18 protein-coding genes and 1 pseudogene are annotated in these 23,856 nt (G+C 48.6%); 6 read left to right on the top strand and 13 right to left on the bottom strand.

The window, feature by feature from the left end; genetic code table 11:
- Positions 1-220 precede the first annotated feature (220 nt).
- From kdgT to kduD, 4 genes are all read left to right on the top strand, one after another.
- On the top strand, positions 221-1,219 hold the full coding sequence (kdgT, locus tag YWE_RS27115) for a 2-keto-3-deoxygluconate transporter (protein WP_051323302.1): 999 nt from the start codon (positions 221-223) through the stop codon (positions 1,217-1,219).
- A 63-nt stretch (positions 1,220-1,282) separates the two neighbouring features.
- Positions 1,283-1,720 (top strand): nuclear transport factor 2 family protein, encoded by a 438-nt coding sequence (locus YWE_RS0111435; protein ID WP_029094655.1) that lies wholly within the window; start codon positions 1,283-1,285, stop codon positions 1,718-1,720.
- Between the two features lie 186 nt (positions 1,721-1,906).
- The gene (gene kduI, locus YWE_RS0111430; protein ID WP_029094654.1) at positions 1,907-2,743 is read left to right on the top strand and encodes a 5-dehydro-4-deoxy-D-glucuronate isomerase; all 837 of its coding nucleotides are present in this window, start codon (positions 1,907-1,909) and stop codon (positions 2,741-2,743) included.
- A gap of 91 nt (positions 2,744-2,834) precedes the next feature.
- Entirely contained in the window at positions 2,835-3,596 is a 762-nt protein-coding gene (kduD, locus tag YWE_RS0111420) for a 2-dehydro-3-deoxy-D-gluconate 5-dehydrogenase KduD (protein WP_029094653.1), read from the top strand.
- A 203-nt stretch (positions 3,597-3,799) separates the two neighbouring features.
- Here kduD and YWE_RS0111415 read toward each other — a convergent pair whose 3' ends face one another.
- The gene (locus YWE_RS0111415) at positions 3,800-4,708 is read right to left on the bottom strand and encodes a LysR substrate-binding domain-containing protein (protein WP_029094652.1); all 909 of its coding nucleotides are present in this window, start codon (positions 4,706-4,708) and stop codon (positions 3,800-3,802) included.
- A 320-nt stretch (positions 4,709-5,028) separates the two neighbouring features.
- On the opposite strand from YWE_RS0111415, the gene eptB reads away from it, so the two are divergent.
- On the top strand, positions 5,029-6,717 hold the full coding sequence (gene eptB, locus YWE_RS0111410) for a kdo(2)-lipid A phosphoethanolamine 7''-transferase (protein WP_029094651.1): 1,689 nt from the start codon (positions 5,029-5,031) through the stop codon (positions 6,715-6,717).
- Positions 6,718-6,830: 113 nt separating this feature from the next.
- Here eptB and YWE_RS0111405 read toward each other — a convergent pair whose 3' ends face one another.
- From YWE_RS0111405 to YWE_RS0111365, 9 genes are all read right to left on the bottom strand, one after another.
- Positions 6,831-8,372 carry a hypothetical protein gene (locus tag YWE_RS0111405; protein ID WP_127526433.1) on the bottom strand — a complete coding sequence of 514 codons (1,542 nt, stop codon included), beginning with the start codon at positions 8,370-8,372 and terminating at the stop codon, positions 6,831-6,833.
- Positions 8,373-8,581: 209 nt separating this feature from the next.
- On the bottom strand, positions 8,582-9,361 hold the full coding sequence (locus YWE_RS0111400; protein ID WP_029094649.1) for a hypothetical protein: 780 nt from the start codon (positions 9,359-9,361) through the stop codon (positions 8,582-8,584).
- 632 nt (positions 9,362-9,993) lie between these two features.
- Positions 9,994-11,226, bottom strand: a complete 1,233-nt coding sequence (locus YWE_RS0111395) for a cytosine permease (protein ID WP_029094648.1) — start codon at positions 11,224-11,226, stop codon at positions 9,994-9,996.
- A gap of 25 nt (positions 11,227-11,251) precedes the next feature.
- On the bottom strand, positions 11,252-11,644 hold the full coding sequence (locus tag YWE_RS0111390) for an allophanate hydrolase-related protein (RefSeq protein WP_036015798.1): 393 nt from the start codon (positions 11,642-11,644) through the stop codon (positions 11,252-11,254).
- A gap of 271 nt (positions 11,645-11,915) precedes the next feature.
- The gene (gene arcC / locus YWE_RS0111385; protein WP_029094646.1) at positions 11,916-12,875 is read right to left on the bottom strand and encodes a carbamate kinase; all 960 of its coding nucleotides are present in this window, start codon (positions 12,873-12,875) and stop codon (positions 11,916-11,918) included.
- Positions 12,872-14,311 carry a YlbE family protein gene (locus YWE_RS0111380; RefSeq protein ID WP_029094645.1) on the bottom strand — a complete coding sequence of 480 codons (1,440 nt, stop codon included), beginning with the start codon at positions 14,309-14,311 and terminating at the stop codon, positions 12,872-12,874. Before YWE_RS0111380 ends, arcC begins: the two co-directional genes overlap by 4 nt.
- Before the next feature lie 11 nt (positions 14,312-14,322).
- Positions 14,323-15,879: an acyl-CoA synthetase FdrA gene (gene fdrA / locus YWE_RS0111375; protein ID WP_029094644.1), complete on the bottom strand. Its 1,557-nt coding sequence runs from the start codon at positions 15,877-15,879 to the stop codon at positions 14,323-14,325.
- Positions 15,880-16,001: 122 nt separating this feature from the next.
- Positions 16,002-16,880: an oxamate carbamoyltransferase subunit AllH family protein gene (locus YWE_RS0111370; RefSeq protein ID WP_029094643.1), complete on the bottom strand. Its 879-nt coding sequence runs from the start codon at positions 16,878-16,880 to the stop codon at positions 16,002-16,004.
- 28 nt (positions 16,881-16,908) lie between these two features.
- Positions 16,909-17,574: a cysteine hydrolase family protein gene (locus tag YWE_RS0111365; RefSeq protein ID WP_029094642.1), complete on the bottom strand. Its 666-nt coding sequence runs from the start codon at positions 17,572-17,574 to the stop codon at positions 16,909-16,911.
- Between the two features lie 291 nt (positions 17,575-17,865).
- On the opposite strand from YWE_RS0111365, the pseudogene YWE_RS31895 reads away from it, so the two are divergent.
- A pseudogene (locus YWE_RS31895) lies at positions 17,866-18,084 on the top strand (Fic family protein); the annotation flags it as partial.
- Here the strand turns inward: YWE_RS31895 and YWE_RS0111355 are convergent.
- From YWE_RS0111355 to YWE_RS0111345, 3 genes are all read right to left on the bottom strand, one after another.
- The gene (locus tag YWE_RS0111355; RefSeq protein ID WP_029094641.1) at positions 18,077-18,955 is read right to left on the bottom strand and encodes an aldose 1-epimerase; all 879 of its coding nucleotides are present in this window, start codon (positions 18,953-18,955) and stop codon (positions 18,077-18,079) included. The pseudogene YWE_RS31895 and the gene YWE_RS0111355 overlap by 8 nt on opposite strands.
- Positions 18,956-19,048: 93 nt before the next feature.
- Positions 19,049-20,485, bottom strand: a complete 1,437-nt coding sequence (locus YWE_RS0111350; protein WP_029094640.1) for a sugar porter family MFS transporter — start codon at positions 20,483-20,485, stop codon at positions 19,049-19,051.
- A gap of 26 nt (positions 20,486-20,511) precedes the next feature.
- Complete coding sequence (locus YWE_RS0111345; protein WP_029094639.1) at positions 20,512-23,805, bottom strand: DUF5107 domain-containing protein; 3,294 nt, start codon at positions 23,803-23,805, stop codon at positions 20,512-20,514.
- Positions 23,806-23,856 lie beyond the last annotated feature (51 nt).

The following is a 23,856-nucleotide window of genomic DNA, read 5'->3' as shown; positions in this document are numbered from 1 at the left end:
GCATTTATGACTTCATTATTTTCCATGACAGCCATAAATAACCACTTGAACCCATTAGATTTGTTTTAAATGAATTATGAACGACCTGAAAAATAACAGTAATCATGATGACCGTAGTTAATTTTATTAAGTAATTACTTTCATTAAAAATAATCGGCGCTCTTCAAATACTCATTTGAAGAGTGGCCTAAAGCAAATATTCAATTTAGGTGGGAATTATATGAAAATTAAACAGGCCATAGACAGAATCCCCGGCGGGATGATGCTAGTACCTCTATTTTTGGGGGCGCTATGTCATACCTTATCTCCTGGTGCAGGTAAATATTTTGGCTCATTCACCAACGGATTGATTACCGGCACCGTTCCCATTTTAGCCGTGTGGTTCTTCTGTATGGGCGCGTCAATTCAGCTAAGCGCGACCGGTACGGTATTACGTAAATCCGGTACGCTGGTTATCACCAAAATCGCCGTTGCTTGGGTTGTTGCCGCCATTGCGTCACAATTTATTCCTGAACACGGCGTAGAAATCGGCTTCTTTGCCGGTATGTCAACGCTGGCTTTAGTTGCCGCGATGGATATGACTAACGGCGGACTATATGCCTCCATCATGCAGCAATACGGTACCAAAGAAGAAGCCGGTGCATTCGTTCTGATGTCGGTTGAATCAGGTCCGTTAATGACCATGATTATCTTAGGCACTGCCGGTATCGCTTCGTTTGAACCACAGGCGTTTATCGGTGCTGTTCTGCCGTTCATTATCGGCTTTATTCTCGGCAACCTTGACCCTGACCTGCGTGAATTTTTCAGTAGAGCTATTCACACCCTGATCCCGTTCTTCGCCTTTGCTCTGGGTAACACCATCAATCTGGGCGTTATCCTTGAAACGGGTCTGTTAGGCATTCTGCTGGGTCTGGCCGTTATCGTTGTAACCGGTATTCCTCTGATGCTGACCGATAAGTTTATAGGAGGAGGAAACGGTACCGCCGGTATTGCCGCCTCCAGTACAGCCGGTGCCGCAGTGGCAACCCCGGTGCTGATTGCTGAAATGCTGCCTCAGTTTAAACCTGTTGCTCCTGCGGCCACCGCCTTAGTCGCAACCTCGGTCATCGTGACCTCGGTATTAGTGCCAATTATTACGGCCATGTGGTCAAAGCGAATGAAAGCCCGCTATCCACAGCCGGCTGAAGCTGCACCAAATTCCGGAAGTGAACAGGTATAGCTAACAAGCGTATTGTCCGGCTCAAATAACGTAATTAATAAACTTTAATATTAGGATATTAAGATGAAAAAATTATTAGGTGCAGCACTGTTTTCCCTATTACTAAGCGGAACCTGTTTTGCTCAAAGCGCAGAGACTAAAGCCGTCACCGACGCCGTTGAAAGCATGCGTCAGGCAATGGTTAGCGCTAAAAAAGCTGAACTGGAAAAAGTAGGCTCACCGGCCCTAAGCTATGGCCATTCCAGCGGCAGAATCGAAAACAATGCCGAATTTGTTGACGCCATTGTGACCGGAAAATCGACCTTTGTGACTTTAGATCTGAAAGATCAAACGGTTCAGGTTGATGGTGACGTTGCTATTATCCGTCACATTATGGAAGCAAAAACCAACGACAGCGGCAAGCCGGGCGAAGTCAGAATCGGCGTAATGCTGGTGATGAAGAAAGACAAGGCCGGTGAGTGGAAACTGTTAGCCCGTCAGGCTTACAAGCTTCCACAATAAGATATTCCTACGGTCGGTAACACCGTATACGTAGAAAATTTAGCCGCCTTTCCCGTTGGGAGGCGGCTATAATCAAAGGATATTATTCCTGACAAAACCAGTGGATTTTATACCCTAAACATCATACTGCGATGGCAGCAGTGGCATACATAATCCCTGTTATTCATATTTAAAAGAGGTTCTACTATGGAAGTTCGTCAAAGCATTCACAGCGAGCACGCTAAAAGACTGGACACCACAGAACTCCGTCGCGAATTCCTGATTGAAAAAATCTTCGAAGCGGATCAATACACCATGACCTATAGCCATATCGACCGTATTATCGTCGGTGGCATTATGCCGGTCAGTAAGTCGGTCGCTATCGGAACCGAAGTCGGCAAACAGTTAGGCGTGAGCTACTTCCTTGAGCGTCGCGAATTCGGCGCCATCAATATCGGTGGCGCAGGCATCATTACGGTTGATGGTAAGCGTTATGAGATCGGTAACGAAGAAGCTATCTACATTGGTAAAGGCGCGAAAGAAGTGAGTTTCAGCAGTGCTGATGCGGCTAAACCAGCTAAGTTCTACTATAACAGCGCGCCGGCACATATGGCTTATCCGACCAAGCTGATTACCCGTGCGGATGTGACCCCAATGACCGTGGGTAGCGCTGAAACCAGCAACCTACGCACCATTAACAAATATCTGATTCCAGAAGTGGTAGAAACCTGCCAGTTAAGCATGGGCTTAACCAAACTGGCCGAAGGCAGCTTATGGAACACCATGCCGACTCACACTCATGAGCGCCGTATGGAAGCCTATTTCTACTTCAATATTGATGAAGAAAATGCCGTATTCCATATGATGGGTCAGCCACAAGAAACCCGCCATATTCTGATACATAACGAGCAGGCCGTTCTTTCACCAAGCTGGTCAATACACTCCGGCGTGGGCACCAAAAACTATACCTTCATCTGGGGCATGATTGGTGAAAACCAAACCTATGATGATATGGATCACGTGAAGATCAAAGATATTCGCTAGTAAGTCCATCTCTTATCGGCCGGTAATAATACCGGCCGCTTTTATATCAAAATGAACCGTTGAAAGGCGGTTCAGCAGGGAGATTATTGTCATGATTTTAGATTCCTTTAATTTGAAAGGTAAAGTTGCGTTGGTCACCGGTTGTGATACCGGCTTAGGTCAGGGTATGGCTGTTGGCCTGGCTCAGGCCGGCTGTGATATTGTTGGTGTTAACATCACCGCCCCAACGGATACCATTAATAAAGTAGAAGCATTGGGCCGTCGTTTTTTAAGCCTGACTGCGGATTTAAGCAGCATTGAATGTATTCCGTCCTTGCTGGAAAAAGCGGTAGCTGAGTTTGGCCAGATTGATATTCTGGTTAACAACGCCGGTATTATCCGCCGTGAAGATGCTATCGATTTCACTGAAAAGAACTGGGACGATGTGATGAATATCAACATCAAAACCGTGTTCTTTATGTCTCAGGCCGTTGCCCGTCAGTTTCTTAAGCAAGGCAAAGGCGGGAAGATTATTAATATCGCCTCAATGCTCTCTTATCAAGGCGGCATTCGCGTACCTTCTTATACCGCGTCTAAGAGTGCCGTTATGGGCGTAACCCGCCTGCTGGCAAACGAGTGGGCTAAACACGGTATCAACGTTAATGCTATCGCACCGGGCTATATGGCAACCAATAACACTCAGCAAATACGGGAAGATCAGGATCGCAATCAGTCGATCGTAGAGCGTATTCCTGCGGGTCGTTGGGGATTACCTGAAGACCTGATGGGGCCGGCAGTATTCTTAGCCTCACCGGCATCTGATTATATTAATGGTTATACGATTGCCGTTGATGGTGGTTGGTTAGCGCGGTAATGAGTGCACGGCATAGGTAGGCATTATGCTCTAGCCTATTTATGCCGTTATCCCTAAACCATAGCCCCAAGATCGTTATTGAGCCAAAATCACAATATTAATGACAGGCACTGTCGCGAATCATCCTACCCTTAACCAAGCGCAAATTTGTTAGCTAAAACCGTTACCTGCTAAGAACAATACTTCAGCATCGGGATTAATTATCACGCCAATCCGCTAAGGCGGGCTTTAAACTCGGGTTGCAGTAAATATTCAACGGCCCACTGACGAACCTTTCCCATTCCATCTGAACGATAGGCTAAAAACATTTGAGTAGCGTGTTTGTGTTCCTGCATCGGTTTTTTGACCAGCTTACCGTCATTTAATAACGGCTGGCTAAGATGGTGAGGAATATAGCTAATACCGACACTGCGTCGGATCAGCTCAACCGCCGTATGAAAATCCGGTACAAAAATCGGTTTCTGCCCTTCCAGTAGCCACGCTTGCTGACCAATAAAATTCACCGACGTATCGCGAATGCAAATCGCCGAATACTTTCTTAATTCTGAGTTCTGTAACGGCTGCATCTGAACTGCCAGCGGATGTTCGGGGCTAACGACAAAATCCCAATCAATCTGACCTATCGGCTCACTGATAATGCCTTCAGTGCTGGGAACCGAATGGGGCGCACCGATAGCTAAATCAGCCCGCTTACTGTACAGCGCATCCCAGCAGCCGTTATACACTTCCGTATTGACTTTGAGCTGGGTCGAAGGAAAAGCCCGATCGAATGCCGCAATAAACTCGACCAATGCGGCCGGTGCCACAATATTATTTACCGCGACGGTAAGCTCGCGTTCAACCCCTTCATACACCAGTGCCGTATTGCGCTTTAGCGCGTCCAGATCGTCAAGAATGGTTTTACTGTGGTGAATAAAATATTCGCCCGCCGGCGTCAGTTCAATATATCTGCCTTTGCGAATAAACAGCTCTACGCCAAAGGTTTCTTCCAGTTTTTTAACCGTATAGCTAATCGCTGAGGGGACTTTGTTAATCTGTTCTGCCGCCGTGGTAATACTCTGATACTCAGCAACCAGGCGGACAATTCGGATAGTTTCATCAGAGATAAACATAGTGGATTCCCGATAACGGTTATACAAGCAATAAGATAAATACGCCCAAAGATGATGGAGTAGTTGAACCTGAGATGCAACTCGATGTCAGAACAATGCGTCAGTTGTAAGCAGTTTTTTCATTCCTGAATATCAATGATATGAATTTATGACTAACTATCATCAACCTCCGTGAAATTCCGGCTTAAAACCCACAGAAAGCGTTGCAACTCATTGTGATTATTAATATTTTTCTCTGAGAACTCTCAGATAACTTGTTACACTCTCACACCACCGCTACTCGTTACGCTATAAAGCGATAAATACATGATTCAACATTTATGAATAAACTAAAGGCGTTATCGCAGCAAAATCTCTCATTGCTGTTGGCCCTCTATATTGGCATTTTCCTCAACCTATCCGTATTCTACCGTCGTTTTACCCTACAACTTGATGTCGAAAAACAACTAGAAGCCCTGACAGAAGTTGTCGTTATTATCTTATTTACCTTCTTCGTTATGCGCCTGCTGTCTCTTGGCGGCCGACTATTTTTCCGTGTTGTAGCCAGCCTGTTCGTGATTATCTCCGTCGCCGCCAGCTACTATATGGTGTTCTTTAACGTAGTTATCGGCTACGGCATCATCCTTTCCGTCATGACCACAGATATAGACCTGAGTGTCGAATCAATCGGCTTTAAATTTGGCCTGTGGGTTGCCGCTATCAGTATGATCCCGTTGTTGCTTATCTGGAGCAGCTCGCTGCGCAATACGCTGATTGAGCAATTAAAAAAGCCCGGCCATCGCATCTCTTCCGTGGTGATTATGGTTATCGCAGGCCTGCTGGTTTGGCTGCCGTTACGCATGCAAGATGCAGAGCAGACGGTGAATGAAAAGCTGACCAATACTGATATGCCAAGCTACGGTGGCGTAGTCGCCCACTCCTATTTACCGTCAAACTGGCTGGCCGCCCTCGGATTATTTACCTATACACAAATCGATGAAAGTCAGGATACGCGAGACCTGTTTGACCCGGCGAAACAGTTCACCTACGTTGCACCGGCGGATATAGATCAAACCTATGTAGTGTTTATTATCGGCGAGACCACCCGTTGGGATCATATGGGGATGTTGGGATATGAGCGGGAAACTACGCCTAAAATGGCCAAAGAAAAAAACCTGCTGATGTTTAAAGGCACCTCTTGCGATACGGCAACTAAGCTCTCTTTACGCTGTATGTTTGTGCGTGAAGGCGGAACCAAAGATAACCCACAGCGCACTCTGAAAGAACAGAATGTCTTCTCGGTGATGTCTTCTTTGGGGTTCAGCTCTGAGCTGTTTGCGATGCAGAGTGAGATCTGGTTTTACAATAATACCAATGCCGACCAATATGCATTCCGTGAAACCATCGCCTCAGAAAAACGCAACGACGGTAAACCGGTTGATGACATGTTATTAGTCAATGAGCTGGATAACTCATTAAAAAACCACCCGCAGGGGAAACACTTAGTCATCCTGCACACCAAAGGTTCTCACTACCTCTACTCTCAGCGCTATCCGTCCGGTTTTGGTCCTTACACGCCAGAATGCATGGGTATCGATGACTCATGCAGTAAAGCCCAGCTAGTTAACTCGTTCGATAACAGCGTGCTGTATACCGATAGCTTTATTGACAGCGTTATCGACCAGCTGCGCGATAAGAATGCGCTAGTGATCTACTCTGCCGACCACGGCGAGTCGATTGATGAAAATAGCCATTTCCACGCAACGCCAAGAGAAATGGCTCCGCCAGAGCAGTTCCGCGTACCGGTTATGGTATGGGCATCAGATAAGTTTTTAGCACAGCCCGAGCGGGAGCAGTCATTTGAGCAGCTGCGGGCTAAACAACGCAGCGGTGCCACACTTCGCCACGTTGAGCTGTTCGACTCGATCCTCGGCTGCCTTGGGTATACCTCACCGAACGGCGGGATCAATCAGGGGAATAATTGGTGTTCGGTGCCGAGGGATGCTGCCAGTGAAGCTGTTCCGAGCTAACCGGCAAGATAGTGAAAATAATATAGGGAGCCGCTGGCTCCCTATATTGCTAACAACCCTGATACCTGAATACTCCCCGAATCCTTTCTCTCGGATTCAGTTTCTACCCTAAGCTACCCACCACACACTTTAGTGATTTCAGCCACGCTCAGTTTTATCCGTTCATTGGTATAATTTTTATCTAAATGGTTAACATAAGTTAAAAATTGTGCCCCTACGCTGGAGTCACAGATGGTTTTTATCGCTTCGCGATTAAACACGTTGCCCTTATCACGGCCATTATTGATATAAAAATCATTGGTCACAATATTCCAGAGTTGCTCATCGCTTACGGTTATTTTTTCTTCCAGTAATTTATTGAGAAACAGCGCGAAAGCCGAGACGGCATCTTCGCTTTTTTCGTCAGAGCCGCCGCGTAACACTCCGGCGACACGGCCTGCGGCGTGGGCCAAAATCAAACTATACCCTCTACTGTAATAGAGATTTTCATCTTGCCAGTTAATCATCGGCAACACTGCCTGTAGGGTATTCTGGTTACCAAACATCACAATATAAGACAGTAGATTCGTGCCTCCCGGATAAAGTTTACCAATCGTCATTTGATGATTAAGTAATGAAGGCTGTGTTTTTAGTAGTTTGACTAACCTATCCGTTTCTCCTGCCAGCACATAACTCGCGGCGGTCAGTGTCTCACCGCTCGGTTGAGAATATTTGGCGAACAGTTGCATCGCACGAAGATCGGCATTTTCAATAGTGATATCAATAATTGGCCGCTTATCTTCTTTAGTTAGTGCCAACAGAGGGAATGCCGAGAGGATTAAGTCCGCTAGTTTGAGGTCGTCGTCAGACTCACGGGGTTTTTGGTAAAGCGGATTTCCCTTTCTGGCAAACGTCTCTTCCAGCCCTAGCCATGAGGGTGGCGCGGCATAGACAATATCCTGATAATGTTTAAGTTCTTCTGGCGAAGCCGTTTTAAACTCATCAATAAACACCTGTAAGGCGGTGAGATTTTTTTGATGAATCGCATCAAAAAAAGGGATTTGATAATAATTACTTTTATGCGCTACATAATCCAACGACCCTTGATCGTCCTTTAATGGGCTGCCCAGTTGCCCAATAAAATAGCTATAGATCTCTTTAGGCGCAGTTTTATCCATTATGGCAACTGAATACAGAGAATATTTTTCCTGCTGGGTTTTACCTTTAAACTGCGCATCAAATGCGCTTAATCCTTCGGCGTGATAAATATCCCAAGAATTTCTATTTTCTTGATATTTAAAACTATCAGAGATAAATGCCATCGGAGGATCAACAAAATAATTCAGGGCAAAGGCAAATAATAGCGCGGTGACAAGATGATTAAAGATATAGGCTCTGCCAGGCAACAAATTAACCAGAATAAAAGCCAAGAACAATGCCGCGGCCGCGGCCCAGGCAAGATAAACTAAAAATTCGTCAAAAAGAACAAAAACACCTAATACACCCAACCAGCGATAAACCGCTATGACGAGCATAGTGACAACTAGCAGCGTGGCGTTAATCAGCGTCATCCGCTTGCCAATCGCCTTCCCTCTCATCCACAAAGCGGCAAACAATAATGCCGATCCAACCACCAATCCTGGGATCACAAGGTAGACAAATATAATGATATACATTCCCAGACTATCCATCGTCGCCGCTCTTTATTTAGAATGTACCCGCAATAGGTACCAGTGGTTTTACATTCTCTCATATTTCTGAGTCTGGTGTGGCTGTTCCGAGCTAACCGGCAAGATAGTGAATATAATATAGGGAGCCGCTGGCTCCTTGAAATAAGCCAGCATCGATATAATTAGGCGATGTTGGCTTATCTATATTGTTAAGGTTAGGCCAGCGCCAAGCGCTTGAGTATCTGCTGTTTAAGACTTTTTGTTTTCGCGTATTGAAGCAGAACGGTCAGTATCTCCTTACCGCTACGTTTATGTTCTGCAATATACTGATGAAGGTACTTGTCTCCTGCTTTTATTAAGATTTCTACCTCATCAATGTGCTTGTAGTGGCTATCGAACGCCATCATCTGCTCTTCCAAACGATAATGATCTTCAGCCGTTTGCTCGCTGGTATCCTGCATAAACGCTTGGAATTTTAGAGTATCACCGCTTGCCAAGGTAAATAGATAAATGCTTTGGCCGCTACCAAAATATTGGTTCATCAGTTTTGACTTAGCGGCATAGAACTGTCCAAGGAACAACAGGGTATCACCACCGAGCATGGGGATACTGGCGTCAGCATGTTTCCATTTAGGCGGCCGGCGTAAGCAGCGAATTTTACCGATATCAAACATATCGCCCATTTCTTCGCAGACTTGATCGTTGGGCACGCTGTAAACACAGTTATTATGTTGAGCAAGTTGATATTCTGTTCGCGTGCTTCCCGTGTCGTCAACCACCAGTAGCTCATTGCGAAAGAGTTTTATGTTATTCCACATTTGTCCGGTATCAACCTTAGCCCCGAACACGGTAATACTGCGCGCTGATATTGCACCGTTCGCCTTCGCATCTTCGGCACTAATCTGAAGTTGCCCTAAGAGAATGGATGGAAAACCGCTAATGGTCGGATTATCGGAAATATTGTTATTTACTTCAGGCGATGGATGCTTAATCAAGGTAGTTGCGCTCCCTATTGAACCCGTAATGCTTAACGCTTATGTCGATTTAGTCGTGGATTGCACCATATTAAGCTAAGTGTGGTTAGTTAGCCAAAATCCGGATGATTCGCTGCGCGAGGATGACGGAGAAAGGAACCCTGTCGTCACACCGTTGAAAAACGGGGCCCAGTCCTTAAGTCGAGAGTTAGCTTGTTAGCTAAAACCTGGATCCACGCTTTCGCGAGGATGACGAGGGCGGAGGAAACTTCTTCGTCACCCCGTTGAAAAACGGAGTCCAGTCCTTAGGCCGAGAGTTAGCTTGTTAGCTAAAATCTGGATCCTCGCTTTCGCGAGGATGACGAGAACGGGAGAAACATCTTCGTCACACCGTTGAAAAACGGGGTCCAGTCCTTAGGCCGGGAGTTAGCTTGTCAGCTATAAAACCTGGATCCTCGCTTTCGCGAGGATGGCGAGGGTGGAGGAAACTTCTTCGTCACACCGTTGAAAAACGGAGTCTAGTCCTTAGGCCGAGAGTTAGCTTGTTAGCTAAAACCTGAATCCCCGTTTTCACGGGGATGACGAATATTTAAGTTTAAATGTGAATTTAGGCTTATTAGGTATCCATTATAAATAATAAACCCAGCCACCACCTAGGCAGTAACCTTCTTAGCGCCGCCAACCCGGCTCAGCACCATATAACAAATACAGGCCACTAGAATCGAATCTACCGAAGGGATAGTGGTTAAGGTAAATACGCCGTTGACCGTCATAAACCCGACCAGAGAACCAATAATCCAGGCCACGAACGTCAGCACTTTTACTTTTGGTTCACTGGCCAGCAATGCTTCATCATATCCGCCGCGGCGATACATAAAGAAGTCAGCAATATAGATACCGGCCACCGGCGGTGTTGCAATACCTAAGAATAATAGGAATGGAATAAACCACGCCATAATATCCATACTACCGACAATCGCCGCTAAAACGCCCAGCGCAATGGTAATCTGCCACTTAGGAAAACGCGCTAACAGAGTAGAAACTACCAGAGTACCTTGGAACATATTGCCGGCGTTGCCGGTGACGGTAGCAAAAATTAGTAACAGCGCAGCCGGTAATACCGCACCAAACATCGCCATCGCTCCTAACAGAGAGCCTTGACCGGTTAATGCACTTGGCATAGCGCCCGCCCAATAAAGCAGCGGATAAATCACAAAGAACGTCAGAACTGAAGCTATCAGCGCATGCTTACGGTTATGCACAAAGCTGCCAAAATCAGGCAAGGTAGCGACCAGAACAATAATGGTCCCCACCACCGATGAGATTGCGACGCCGGTATTCATACTGCTTAGCGTCTCAACAACAATAGGCTCGCCGTGAGTCGCAACGTATAAAATATAGCAAAGCATAAAGGCAATAACCGGAACGGCAAACTGGGCCACCTTACCTAAAACGGCAAAGCCGAATGCGGTAGAACAAACAAAAATCACGCAGCCCAATGCCACCAGCAAAGGAACCGGCAGGTCAATATAGGGAGCCAGCAAATCATGAACCGAATGGCCGAACATATTGGCCGTTACCGCAATCCAGCCGAACAGGCTGATAGCCATCAGGATATTGATCGCCACTGCGCCCTGCTCACCAAACGGATATTTAACAATACCGTAGGTCGGTAAACGGGCTTTTTCACCGACACAGATAGTAATAGAAGCAATAATGGCCAGAATAAATCCGCCAATACCCACGACTTTAATTAATTCAGGGCCAGACAGCTGGTTACCTAAACTGGATGACGAAAGCAGTACGGGCGTAACGGCAATACCCAGCATGATCATGGCAATACGATAGCCAGAAGCCGTGTCCAAATTTTCATTAGTCTTACGCATACGATATTCCTTCGTGTCGTTGTGCTCAGCTTAGTTGATAATGGCCGGTATATTTACGCCAGCAGCCTAAGTCGGTGATCTCTTTCTGGCCTTCAACTAACCAAGGTTCTGCCAGAACGCCCAGCACTTCACTACCGTCCTGTAGTTTAACCTTACCAATCGCCAGCCCGGCAGGTTCGCTGGCAAGCAGATCGGCAAAAGAAGCCATCGGTAGTTGCCAGATCTCCAGCGCAACGGACGTTCCGCCTTCAGTCACCCGAATCATGCCCGGATGACGATCGTTAATCGTCCATATACGGTAATGAGCATCGGTTTTATCTTCACGCACAAACACGCCACCGGCTTTTAGCATATTTGGGTTAAGTTCCAGACCGCGCATCAGCGTTCCGTTAACGGCTAACAGCGTTGTTGCTGCCATAATAAATCTCCTGTTAAGTCATGATTTAGTTAGCGATGATCCTCGCAAGGTCACCGCTGAATTTGTTGGTCTAAAAATTCGAACGAAAGGAGAGGATTACAGGCTACTTCCTGTAGCCTGTAATCCTAGCCCTGACGCTCACTAATCTCATAAACATCGCCCTTCGCCGCCAGAAAAAGTGAATATTCCGGCGCCTTTATTGCGGACGAAATCTACGCAAATATTCAATTGGCCATTTAGTCAGTAATTTTCTGAAGAACAGCGCTTCAAATTACGACGATATCCACGTCCCGGTTTTATGCGCCAACGCCCGCTTAATCGCCTCCGGGCTGGTAATCAAACCGCTACTGGCTTTGCCCTGTTTCTGGTTATGGGCAATAAAACGCATAATGGCTTCGACTTTCGGCAACATACTGCCGGCACCAAACTGGTTCTGATCAATCAACGCCTGCGCTTCATCCATGGTTAAGTTGCTTAACCAGCGCTGATCCGGCTGGCCGAAATTAACCGCCACCTGCTCTACGCCGGTCGGGATCAACAGCAGGTCTGCTCCCAGCTGTTCCGCCAACAGTGCGGAAGCCAGATCTTTATCGATGACTGCTTCAACGCCGCTCAGCTGTTTATCTGCATGACGGATAACCGGAATACCACCGCCGCCGCAGGCTATAACCACACACCCCTGAGCCAGCAAACTGGCGATAACACCGTGCTCAATAATTTCTAATGGTTGAGGTGAGGCTACGGTACGGCGCCAGCCGCGGCCCGCATCTTCCATCATGGTCCAGCCCAACTCTTGCTGACGCTGCTGGGCAGTCTCTAAATCGAAAAAGGCGCCGATCGGTTTTGTCGGCTGACCAAAGGCAGGATCTTCAGAATTGACTAGGGTTTGAGTAACTATTGCCACTACCGGCTTATTGATCCCCCGACGCTGAAGCTCGTTGTTCAGTGCCTTCTGGAACATATAGCCAATCGCCCCTTGGGTATCACCCACCGCGTAGTCCAAAGGTACCGGAGCGACTTCCGTTTGCGACATTTCAGAGCGGCGTAAAATAAAGCCAACCTGAGGGCCATTGCCATGAGTAATGACGAGGTCCCAGCCGGCTTCAATCATTTCAGCAATATGCTGAACGCTTTCGATTACCGACTGATACTGATCCGGAATACTGTTGTGCCGATCGTCAAGGATCAGGGCATTGCCGCCGACGGCCACTATCGCTAAAGGTTTAGTCATGATGCTTTCCTACCGTTTTTCTGATCATGCTCTCTGACCTTTTCGGCCAGCGCCATAATGGCTTCAACAAAGCCCGGCATCGGTGCGGTAGTAATTCCTGCACCAATCTGACCTACGCCAGCCATCTTATGGGCAATACCGGTATTGATAATCGGCAGAATGCCGCGGTCGACCACTTTGCGTGCATCAATACCGGCAGCCGTTGGTGCAAAGTTCAATGCGGGTAAAGTGAAGGCCGGATTTCCGCCTAAGGTGATTGCCTGCATACGGCGGCTATTATTGGTGGCGTCCGCCGGCGTTCCGCCAACAAACTTCACAATGGCCGGAGAAGACGCCATGGCAAATCCTCCTACCCCTGCGGTTTCAGTAATCGCGCTATCGCCCAAGTCAGCGGTGGCATCGTCTACGCTATAGCCCGGGAAGAACAGACCATCAATTGGGTTGGCCGGAGCCTGGAACCACTGGTCGCCGGTACCTGACAGGCGGATACCGAAGTTCACGCCGTTACGCGCCATAACGGTCACCATCGAACTGAACGGCACGTTAGCCGCAGCGTCCATCATCGACTTACAGGCTGCCATCGATAAATTAAGGAAGAAGTGGTCATTACTGACAAGAAATGCCATAACCCGCTGAAGCTGGTCGAGCGGTAAACCGCTGTCCAACAGCGCCGGGATCAGGCGTTTAATCAGCAGCCCGGTCGCCGCTGCATTACGGTTATGGACTTCATCGCCCATATGTAGCGCCTGAGCCATCAACGGTTTGAGCTCCAGCTCACCCAGAACCTGTACCGCTTTTTTCAGTGCCGGTGCCAGCTCATCGGCCATCCAGTGCAGACGATTAAGCACTTCATCGTTATTAGCACCAAAACGCAGAACTTTGCCTAAGCCTTCGTTGAAGTTACAGAAAGAGCGGCGACCGTTATTTTTATTTTCAATCACCCACAGCGGCATCGACGGGCTGATAATACCGGCCATCGGCCCGACTGCCTGATAGTGGTGACAAGGTTCAAGATCTATCTTGCCGTCTGTTATCAGTTTCTCTGCCGCTTGGTGGCTGGTCGCCCATCCTTCAAACAGGATGGCGCCGATGATGGCTCCTTTAACCGGGCCACACATATCCGGCCACGCAATCGGCGGTCCTGAATGTAGAATCAACTTACGCTGAGCCATTTCAGCAATGGCTTCACGCGCTAACATCACGTCGGTTAATACCGGCTGAGCACTGAGATATTGTTGGAATGCCTGTTGATTGGCCTGCTCGACCAGTGGGTGGCGCATTAACCAGGCTAAATCCAAACCCGCTTTGACATTACCCAGCGCCGGTGGCTGCCAACTTAGGTTAATCACATCACCGCCTGCCTGTTTTAAGTTATCGGCAAAGCTGGCCAGACCGGCGTTAATCACTTTCAGCGGTTGACTAAATAGTTCGTTCATCATGGACTCCGTTATTTGTTAGCCTGAAGGTGAGCAACGTGGCTGGCCCACAGGGCTGCCTGAGCATTACAACCGGCCACTAAAACGCCGGCCTGACACAGCGCTTCAATCTGGCGAGATCTGACCTGAGGATCGGCTTCAGTACCGCAGACGTGGGCAATCAGCAGAGGTAACCCTTTAGCTCCGGCCTGAGCCCGAACCTGATTTAATAGCTCAACCAGTTCAGTGGCCGGTTCAGCCGAAGCGCCATAGCCCAGCACTAAATCAAACAGCACCACGGCGGTTTTAACATCGATGAGTTCTTGATAAATACGTTGATTACGTAGCGTCGGGTCAATCATCGGATGCGGGCGACCGTTGGTAAAATCGTCGTCCCCCATATCCACCAGCGTATTGCCCTGACTATGCCAGATATCAGCCAGCTTGGTATTACCGGCCACGGGCGTATTTGAACAGGCAGCGAAGCCCTGCTGGCGGCAAATCAGTTGGCTTTCATAACAGAAAGTTCCGCCGGCAAATACGCCACGAATCTCTTGGCGTTGAGCGTCTAACTTCATGCTGCTTTCAGCCAGCATCGCTTGGTCTTGATCGGCGATGACCGCCACAGACTCCGGCAATGTGCGCTTATTGAGCAATGCCACCGCGATTTCAGCAGCATCCGCCAGCGTACCCGCAGGCGTAATGCCCGGCAGGCCGACTTCGTCAGCCTGCGCACCGAGGAAGTTGACCACAACCGGCTTACCACAGGCCTGAGCGCGTTTAAGAATTTGTTCTGCAACCGGGCGGGCCGGTGGCTTAGAGATCAGAACTATTACCTGAGTCTCAGCATCATTAGCCAGCGCATCCAGACCAAACAGCATTGAAATACCGCCGATCTCTTCATGTAAATCGTGACCACCGGTACCCAGTGCCTGAGAAATACCGGCGCCAAGCTGGTCGATTCGACAGCTAACCTCTTGTAAACCCGTGCCGGACGCGGCAACCACGCCAATAGCACCGCGTTTAACCACGTTGGCAAAACCCAACGGCATACCGTTAATAATGGCGGTTCCGCAGTCAGGGCCCATCACCAACAGGTGTTTGTCACGGGCCAGCATTTTGATCTGTTTTTCGTGTTCGAGGCTGACGTTATCGCTGAACAGCATCACGTTCATACCCAACTGCAGCGACTTAATCGCTTCTGCTGCGGCATAGTCGCCGGGCACAGAAATCAATGCCAGATTTGAACCGGCTTCAGTTTCCAGTGCCATATCCAGACTGACTAAGGTTGGCCGCTTGATACCGTCTCCCACGCTCTCTTCCGGCTTACTGTTCAGTCGCTGTTCTGCCATGGTTAATGCTTCATCACAGGCCGCGTCATCGCCCCGGACAGCAATAATTAAATCGTTCGGGCCGGCCTGACAGCCGTTGTCTAATCCCGCATCACGCAGTTGGATCAGATTATTGTCAGTCCCCATCACTACAGACGCTTGCTCAATGCCCGGCAATTTGCTGATTTGGGCTGATATCTGCATCAGGGAAACCGAATCCTGATAGAGATTGGCAAAAACTTTATGTTTAACGCTCATCGTTATTACCTGTGTTTCAGATGCCTGTTCACTTTCTTCAGGCAAAGTTATGGCTATGTTGATGCGCTGCCGTCTCTACGGAAGCGATTAACATACAGAATGTATTAGTGGTTATTTGCTACTTAACTTATTGATTTCAGACTACGTAATCCGTGTAATAAACCGGCCAGACAGTCCACTCCGGAAGAAGCGCCGAATTGCATTACTTGATAGGCTGAAGATGAAACCTCATCCGCTGATGCCCGCTTAAAAACGGCTGCCAGCAGTCGACTAACCGGCTCAGAGAAGTGTCCCTGTAATGCCTGAGTTAAATAGTGCTGACTAATATCGGTGGTTTTACCCAGTTGCCTGTGGATAATTTGGCTTAGCAAAGCCAGATGAGCAGCAACATCGGCCAAATGCTGCCAGGACCAGAGTGCGGCAAAATAGCCGACCAAATAATCATCTCCGTCCGGCGTTAAGCCATGACCAAAACCGATTAGCTGAGAGACCTGATACTCCAGCGCCTGACCATCGTCTTTCAGTGCCAAAATAGGTAATCGCCCTGTAGTAGGCCACTCAGGTAATAGCTGAAGGCTGCTAGTTATCTGGCTATTCAAACAATAAGCGACTAACTGATTCACCAGCGCCGGGTAGTGGCGCTGGGCCTGTAACAGGGCCTGATGATTAGCATTCGCCCTTAAAGGCTCCGGTCGCCAGTAAACGGCATGATTTAAATCGACGGACCAACCATCACCAAATAGCCCGTTGTTATGCGCTACCACAGTCTTGTCACGACAGCTCACCTGACCCCAGTTCCAACCGTCGGGCGCATTAACCCGAATAGCCGCGGGTAAATTTTGGTAGTGATGGCTTAACAGCGTCAGCAGGCTTCCGTCTTCCGCTGTCAGATTAAGCGCATGTTCAAAGCAGCTATGCACCTGAAAGCGATGGGTTTCCTGAACGGGAAAATTAACCAAATAGCCGACTGAAAGTACCGGTAACTTAGTAGTATCTATCATGGTTATATCTCCCGCTCTGACGCCGGTATTACTTTAGACCATCGACAATAGCGGCTGAATCACTTACCCAGCCAAAAATAGCGCCCTGAGCTTTAATCATCTCTAGTGCATACTTCTGGAATTCCGGGAAGTAAGAGCCGACGCAGTCTTGAGGAATAATGCACTCATAGCCACGGTCGTTGGCCTCACGTACGGTCGTCGTTACGCACACTTCGGTGGTTACACCACAAACGATCAGGGTTTTAATACCGTGGTTTTGTAAAATCAGGTGCAGGTCAGTTTGATAGAATGCGCCTTTACCCGGCTTATCAATCACCGGCTCACCGGCAACAGGATAGAGCTCGGGGATAATGTCGTGGCCGGCCTCACCGCGCACTAAAATACGCCCCATCGGGCCATCAGTGCCAATAAACGTCTGGCCACCACGGGTTAACTTCGCCGGCGGGCAATCGGACAAATCAGCCCGATGCCCTTCTCGGGTATGAATAACTAACATTTTGCTTTGACGTGCGGCGTCTAACACTGTGCCGCAGGGCTTAATTGCCGTACGCACCAGAGAAACATCATTACCTAGAGCCTCGCCAAAACCACCCGGTTCAACAAAGTCACGCTGCATATCGATCATCACCAGCGCAGTCGTTTTTACATCAAACGGCAGAGCAAAAGGTTCAGCACGGAAAGTGTGTTGTGTCATTTTGAAGCTCCTTAATTCCCTTGTAGGGAGTGGGATAATGAGAGTATTTCTATTTCTGTAGCCAGTATAGGAGCAATGACTTAATCGACCAGCTAAATGATTTACAGTGCTGCAACAAAAAATTTGATGCTGGAAAAATTACAATTAGTTAGCGTTGATACAATGGTGATTCACGTCATAGAGTCGATTATTAAATCAAAAAATATGATTATGAATTGAGTTTAAGAACTAAAAATTTGCATCAAGAATGTGAGCTGGGCAGGATATTGAACTTAAACATCGCTATTATCCTGTATCAGGTCAAATGAACGAGTCAAAGGCAGTGAACTGATTCGCCGTTTAGCCCTCAGCCATCGAGGGGGCTTGCGGCAATATTATCGGTTACCCGCCCTTCAGTCCGGTTGGATTGCCATGACTCATCCGAACAGTCCGCCATGCCCGGCACAGCGCTATTTTCTGATATCGCCTGGCATCACGGTTAAAAACTGGCTTTACTCCAACCTTATTTAGCCAAAACCTCACTGACAATTTGCATATTCAGCGTACAGCTCTCGCCCCGGCGTAATAGTTTTAACCCCGGTAGCTGAGGATGATTATGCGCATTCACCGGATGAGTCTGCGGCTCCAGGCAGATAAACGGCATGACCTGTTTACCGGCTGGCTGATAAACCATCAAATAGTCAGCATCGCTGTGCATTGTCAGGCTATGACCATAGATCTCATCGCGCAGGCTGACCGAGCCCGGCCAGTCAGAAAAAGCATTATTTATCCAGATATCGCCGGGGCTTTTCGGTAGCTGGAAGTCCAGAGTATCCGGCAATTCAGAACACCATTTTCCCGGTAAGTGGAACTCCCGCTCAGGCCAATAACCACCGCATTCAAACTGCAACTCGGCCGCCGGCGTTTTCATCAGAAACGGATGGAAGCCCAAACCGTATGGGAAAGGCGTTTCAGCCAGATGGGTTAACTGAAGCGTGGCATAAAATATGTTTTCAATCAGCCCGTAATGAAGATAGGCCTGATAGTGATACAGACCCTCAACACAAGACTCTAAAGCCAAACAGACCGTTGATTCTTGCTGCTCGACTAACGTCCAGGGTTTGAGCCAGCCATCACCGTGTAAGAAGAAGCGATCGTCCATCACGCTGTCCGGTAGCTTGTAACGGTGCCCTTGGCGAGTAAAGCTATTGCCCTCAACTCGATTAGCCAGCGGTAGCATGGGAAATAGCGCACACTCCCCGATAGGAGCATCAAAGCCCGGCGCAGGCCGCAGTAAAGGCCGTTTGCTTTGTTGGCCGTCGTATAGCCCTAAAACGGCAGCCCCCTGCAAGCGAAGTTGCAGGGTGAGAGATGAATGACTGAGTTCGATAATATCGTTCATGCCCGGTAGTGCTCCGTATTTCAGGTTTATTAGCCACTTATGCGACAAGATCCGCAAAGGGATCTTGTCGAGGGTCTATAATATGCAGCCAGACTACTTAGCTTCCGCTTCTTCAACCCCGTTAACCTCAACGGTTCGGTTTCCGCCCAGCAAAGTCTCCAGCGCTTCCAGCGTGATGCCTTTAGTCTCCGGCACCTTAGCTTTAATAAACATAAAGCCCATCAGACAAATTACGCCATACAGCAAGAAACTTCCTGAAGCGCCCAGGCTGGCATTCAGTAGCGGGAAGGTATAAGTCAGTAAGAAGCAGGCGACCCACAGCGAGAAAGTCCCTACTGCCATCGCCATACCACGAACCCGATTAGGGAAGATCTCTGACAGCAGCACCCATGTTACCGGCGCCAGCGTCAGGACATAAATCGCGATAGCGGCCAAAACCAGAATCAGCACCGGCAGCCCCAAAATACCGAACGCATAGGCGCTGGCAATCAGTGCATAGATAACGGTTAATCCTAACGATCCTATCAGCATCAACTTACGGCGGCCTAAGCGGTCAACCAGCGGCAGAGCCAAAATAGTAAAGATCAGATTGATTAAACCGGTGGCAACAATCGACTTCAAGGTGTCGTTAATATCAAATCCGGCTGAGGCAAAAATCTCCTGAGCATAGTTAAAGATTACGTTAATCCCGCACCACTGTTGGAATACCGCCAATACGATACCAATGACAACGATCGGCCTGACTTTCGGGTCCAGCAGTTCAGACATAGGTACTTTCTGCTTCTCTGAACCGATAGACTGGCGAATTTCAGCCAGAGTAGCGGCAGCATAAGCTTCATCACCAATGCGCTTAAGGACCTTTTTTGCCTGCTCATAACGACCGGCTTTCACCAGCCAGCGCGGAGACTCTGGTACAACAAACATCAGTAAAAGAAATGCCACCGCCGGGACAATGCCTGAACCAAACATGTAGCGCCATCCGGTCTGACCGTTCCAGCTATTAAGGATATCCATCTGAGTTGCCTGACTGGCCACCGGCTCAGCGATCATCAAATTGATCAGTTGAGCCGCCAGCACGCCAATAACGATGGTTAACTGGTTAACCGCAACAAACCGCCCGCGCTTGGCGGCCGGACTGATTTCAGCGATATAAACCGGTGACAGTGCCGATGCCAGACCAATACCAACGCCACCGACGATCCGATAAATAATAAACATATCGAAACTGCTGGCGGCAGCGGTTCCCCATGCTGAAACGGTAAACATCACCGCCGCCAGCAATAACGGTAACCGGCGGCCAAAGCGATCGGAAATCATGCCGGAAATAACCGCACCGAACACACACCCCACCAGCGCCGAGCTCATCGCCCAGCCGGAAACGGCCGGATCGGTAATGTGGAAATAGGCTTCATAGAAAGGCTTAGCCCCGCCGATTACCACCCAGTCATAACCGAATAACAGGCCACCGCAGGCGGCTACTAAACAGATCATCCAAACGTAGGGCATATTTAATTTAGTATTATTATTCATCTCATTATCCTTTTGGACAGAGCCGATTAGTTTCCACGGGCCAGCAAGCTGTTACCTAACAGGCTAAACAGGTGTGCCTTATCGTGATTTGGATTCAATGCCAATAATTGTTGTAATGATGCGTTGAACTGTGGGGTATTCCCCTGCCCCAGATAGGCCAGCGTTTTGACAAACAGGCAGTGTTGTTGGTGCTTGTGCTGCCCGTCACTGTCTAACACCACCAGATCCGGTAGCGACACGGCAAAGAAGTCGGCTTCAAACGGCCGATCTTTAGCTTTGTCGGCCCAATCAAGCATTTGAGAGAAGATCTGCTCAGCCTGTTGAGTTTGCCCCAACTGAGCCTTGGCCATTCCCTGATAGAACAGATAGTCTACCGGCTGATCGTTGTAGTACTTGCTCTCACCGATCTGCCCGCTTCCCTGCGCCGCTTTTTGATAGAAATCCCGGGCCGATGTACGATCGTTTAATGCCTCTGCGCAAACCGCCAGCCAGTAATAAAGATCGTTATCAGTCTGACCAACTAAACGCCCTTCACCGAAGTTTTCAGGATAGTGAAGAGCCTGCTGAAGCAGCGCCTGAGCCTGTTGCGCCTGACCGTTCATCAACAAGTCAAATGCCCTGCGCTGGAGATTAATCAGATACTGGCCGGTAATTTTCCCTTCTCCGCCTTCCCATGGGTGGAAGTCCCGTTGTGAAAGGATGCGGGCGGCGAGCTCGGGCTTACCACAGATATGCAACAGGCTAATCAGCTCCGCGGTTAAGTCGTCACGCTTAAGCACAATGCTCTGGTACGGTTCGAGGGCAGCCAAACGCTGTTGCGGTGCCAGCCCTTTCAACTTACGCAGATAGTCCAGCTCAAACAACAACCGGGCATCATGGGGACTAAGTTCAACCGCACGGCTCAGATATTGCTCAGCCTTATCGCCATTTTGCTGTTTATTGAAAGCGTAAACGCCAAGATTACGCCACACACCGGCAAAGCCCGGTTCCAGCTCGGCTGAACGCTCCCATAATGCAACGGCCTTGGCGTAATTACGCTTGCTATAGTAGAAGCAACCCAGTAAATACTGAGCGAAATAGCACTCTGTTAGTGCCGTCAGCATTTGGACTTCAATCAATGTATTAGGGAAGCGTACCCGGTGGCTAAATGCATCTCGGGCCTGTTGAAGTAAAGCCTGATACTCGGTCGCAGAGAGGTTCTGTTTACTCAGACTGGCGCGTAAATACAGCGGCAGAGTTTCCTGATTATCCAGCACCGTCAATAGATCCAAGGCCAAATCCTGTTGGCCCAGTTCGACCAGCCAGCCGGCAATAGATAAAGCATTGATTCCTCTGCCACCGGTTACCTGACGTAGTTTTTCAGCATCGGCTGCTGCACCGGTCACGGTCAAACGCAGGTAATAAAGGGCATAATTCAACGGATAACTTGCCAGTTGAAGGTCGATATAATTCAGGCTCTGTTCAGACTGCCCCAACTTGTGTAATAACAGGGCTTTTAGGGCAATCGTATGATAGTTCGCGCCATTGCATGTCAGGCTATTTTCAGTAAAGGTCAGGGCCTGTTGATATTTTTTCTGGCGGCTAGATATTCGTGCCAGACCGTAGAACCCACCCTCTTTGCCGTTACCGCTCCAAGTGGCCCGGTAGAAGTCTTCATAAGCCTGTTCAACATTACCCAAACGCTCATAGGCACAGCCGCGGATCAAACTGGCTTTACCGCACTGAGGATTAATATTCAGCCGATGTGCCCGCGTTAATGCACTGTCAGCGTAGCCGATTGCCTGCTCGAAATTCGCTCTGTTATATTCCAGCGTTGCCAATGCTAAATTACAGCGATAGTCGCCGGAATCCAGCTCCAGCCCGCGCTGATAGTAATCAAATGCTGAACGGCTGGCATGGTTATACTGATCTAAGTGCTGGCCAATAAAATAGGCTTCATCGGCGCTGGCAATCAACGCCGGTTTTAGCGGTACGCTTGCCGGACTCGGTAAGGGTTCAGGCTGAGCTAAATGTTCCAGATAGCGAAGAACTTCCTGCCCCTGTTGGTCTAGCAGAACGATGGTCAGGCGATCCTCAGTGGTTTGCGCCAGATTTTCCATTAACGCTTCACAGGGCGCCAGCGTCACCGGACGATCCAGTAAAATATTATCGCCGCGTTCAGTAGCAATAATTAAACGGGCATTGTTCAGTGGTGAAACCGCATATATTCCCCATACCAGTTGACCATTCTGACGTTCTAACTTAAGCGCCGCCTGAGTATTGGCATTCTGTACCATTCCCAACGTATTGTAAGGCAGGAAGTTTTGAACAAAGCGCTTCTCTTCATAGGCATCTAACCAAGTAAAATCAGGTTGGTTATCGGTAAATACGCCGGTCATCAGTTCAATATAAGGACCGTTCTCATCGGTCAGGCTGCGGTCCCATGCTTGGCCAAATTCACAGTTGCCCCATGTCCACTGCTTCTTTCCCGGAGAAACATGGTGGTCGGCAATATGCAATAAACCGCCCTGCTCATCATGGCTATATGCCCCGACGAAGTCATAGTCCGATTTACCGGCCATATAGGATGTCGGTACCGGAATATTTTTATAGCGAGAGATATCAACCCCGGCGGAATAGTCCACCTTATAGTAGGTACCCTGCGCAATGGGGAAAGAAGATACGTCACGTTTACCGTGATCGAATACTGCGGTTACGTCCGGCGGGAATACGCTTTGGTGGTCATCACCGCCTTTCACCGCCGGGTTAGCCCACCACAGGAAATGACGAGGGGTGTCGTTACCGTTGTAGACTTTGGCACTGATTTCAACCAGCGCTCGGTCGGGATAGAGGGTAAAACCCGTCATCACCTGAAGGCCACGCATAGGTTCAATTTCACCCAGCCAGACGGTTTGAGCACCATCATCATGCTGCTGAATTTGAACATCGATCGCCATATAGGTGGTCGGGCGATGGTGCTGGGGCCAATTAAACTCAATGCCACCGGAAATCCACGGGCCAATAAGCCCCACCAGAGCGGGTTTAACCACCTCGTTATGATAAACAAAATCCCGTTGTTTAACTTTGTCGTAAGCCCGCTGAATGCGCCCGCCTAATTCAGGCAACAGCATTATTCGAATGTAATCATTTTCTAAGTAGACTGCCTGATAGCGGCGAAGCGATTTCTCACCGGTAATGGTGTCTATCACGCCATAAGGGTAAACCGCACCCGATGACCCCTGATAAACCCGATTTTCTAAAAACATCGGGTTCTCATCCTGAGGGCCAACTTCATAGGTTGGAATATCAACACTTTGCTGCCAAACCTTAACCTGGTTCATACATCCCCTTAAATTTAACTATTGATACTAAAATTTGCATATATGGCAGTT

Source organism: Budvicia aquatica DSM 5075 = ATCC 35567, assembly GCF_000427805.1.
GTDB classification, from domain to species: domain Bacteria; phylum Pseudomonadota; class Gammaproteobacteria; order Enterobacterales; family Enterobacteriaceae; genus Budvicia; species Budvicia aquatica.
The sequence above is the reverse complement of the archived record's forward strand: the minus strand, read 5'-3'. Positions and strand labels throughout refer to the sequence as shown.

Coding starts and splice junctions, on each gene's coding strand:
- kdgT (WP_051323302.1), top strand. CDS start 221: ATGAAAATTAAACAGGCCATAGACAGAATCCCCGGCGGGATGATGCTA.
- YWE_RS0111435 (WP_029094655.1), top strand. CDS start 1,283: ATGAAAAAATTATTAGGTGCAGCACTGTTTTCCCTATTACTAAGCGGA.
- kduI (WP_029094654.1), top strand. CDS start 1,907: ATGGAAGTTCGTCAAAGCATTCACAGCGAGCACGCTAAAAGACTGGAC.
- kduD (WP_029094653.1), top strand. CDS start 2,835: ATGATTTTAGATTCCTTTAATTTGAAAGGTAAAGTTGCGTTGGTCACC.
- YWE_RS0111415 (WP_029094652.1), bottom strand. CDS start 4,708: ATGTTTATCTCTGATGAAACTATCCGAATTGTCCGCCTGGTTGCTGAG.
- eptB (WP_029094651.1), top strand. CDS start 5,029: ATGAATAAACTAAAGGCGTTATCGCAGCAAAATCTCTCATTGCTGTTG.
- YWE_RS0111405 (WP_127526433.1), bottom strand. CDS start 8,372: ATGTATATCATTATATTTGTCTACCTTGTGATCCCAGGATTGGTGGTT.
- YWE_RS0111395 (WP_029094648.1), bottom strand. CDS start 11,226: ATGCGTAAGACTAATGAAAATTTGGACACGGCTTCTGGCTATCGTATT.
- YWE_RS0111390 (WP_036015798.1), bottom strand. CDS start 11,644: ATGGCAGCAACAACGCTGTTAGCCGTTAACGGAACGCTGATGCGCGGT.
- arcC (WP_029094646.1), bottom strand. CDS start 12,875: ATGACTAAACCTTTAGCGATAGTGGCCGTCGGCGGCAATGCCCTGATC.
- YWE_RS0111380 (WP_029094645.1), bottom strand. CDS start 14,311: ATGAACGAACTATTTAGTCAACCGCTGAAAGTGATTAACGCCGGTCTG.
- fdrA (WP_029094644.1), bottom strand. CDS start 15,879: ATGAGCGTTAAACATAAAGTTTTTGCCAATCTCTATCAGGATTCGGTT.
- YWE_RS0111370 (WP_029094643.1), bottom strand. CDS start 16,880: ATGATAGATACTACTAAGTTACCGGTACTTTCAGTCGGCTATTTGGTT.
- YWE_RS0111365 (WP_029094642.1), bottom strand. CDS start 17,574: ATGACACAACACACTTTCCGTGCTGAACCTTTTGCTCTGCCGTTTGAT.
- YWE_RS0111355 (WP_029094641.1), bottom strand. CDS start 18,955: ATGAACGATATTATCGAACTCAGTCATTCATCTCTCACCCTGCAACTT.
- YWE_RS0111350 (WP_029094640.1), bottom strand. CDS start 20,485: ATGAATAATAATACTAAATTAAATATGCCCTACGTTTGGATGATCTGT.
- YWE_RS0111345 (WP_029094639.1), bottom strand. CDS start 23,805: ATGAACCAGGTTAAGGTTTGGCAGCAAAGTGTTGATATTCCAACCTAT.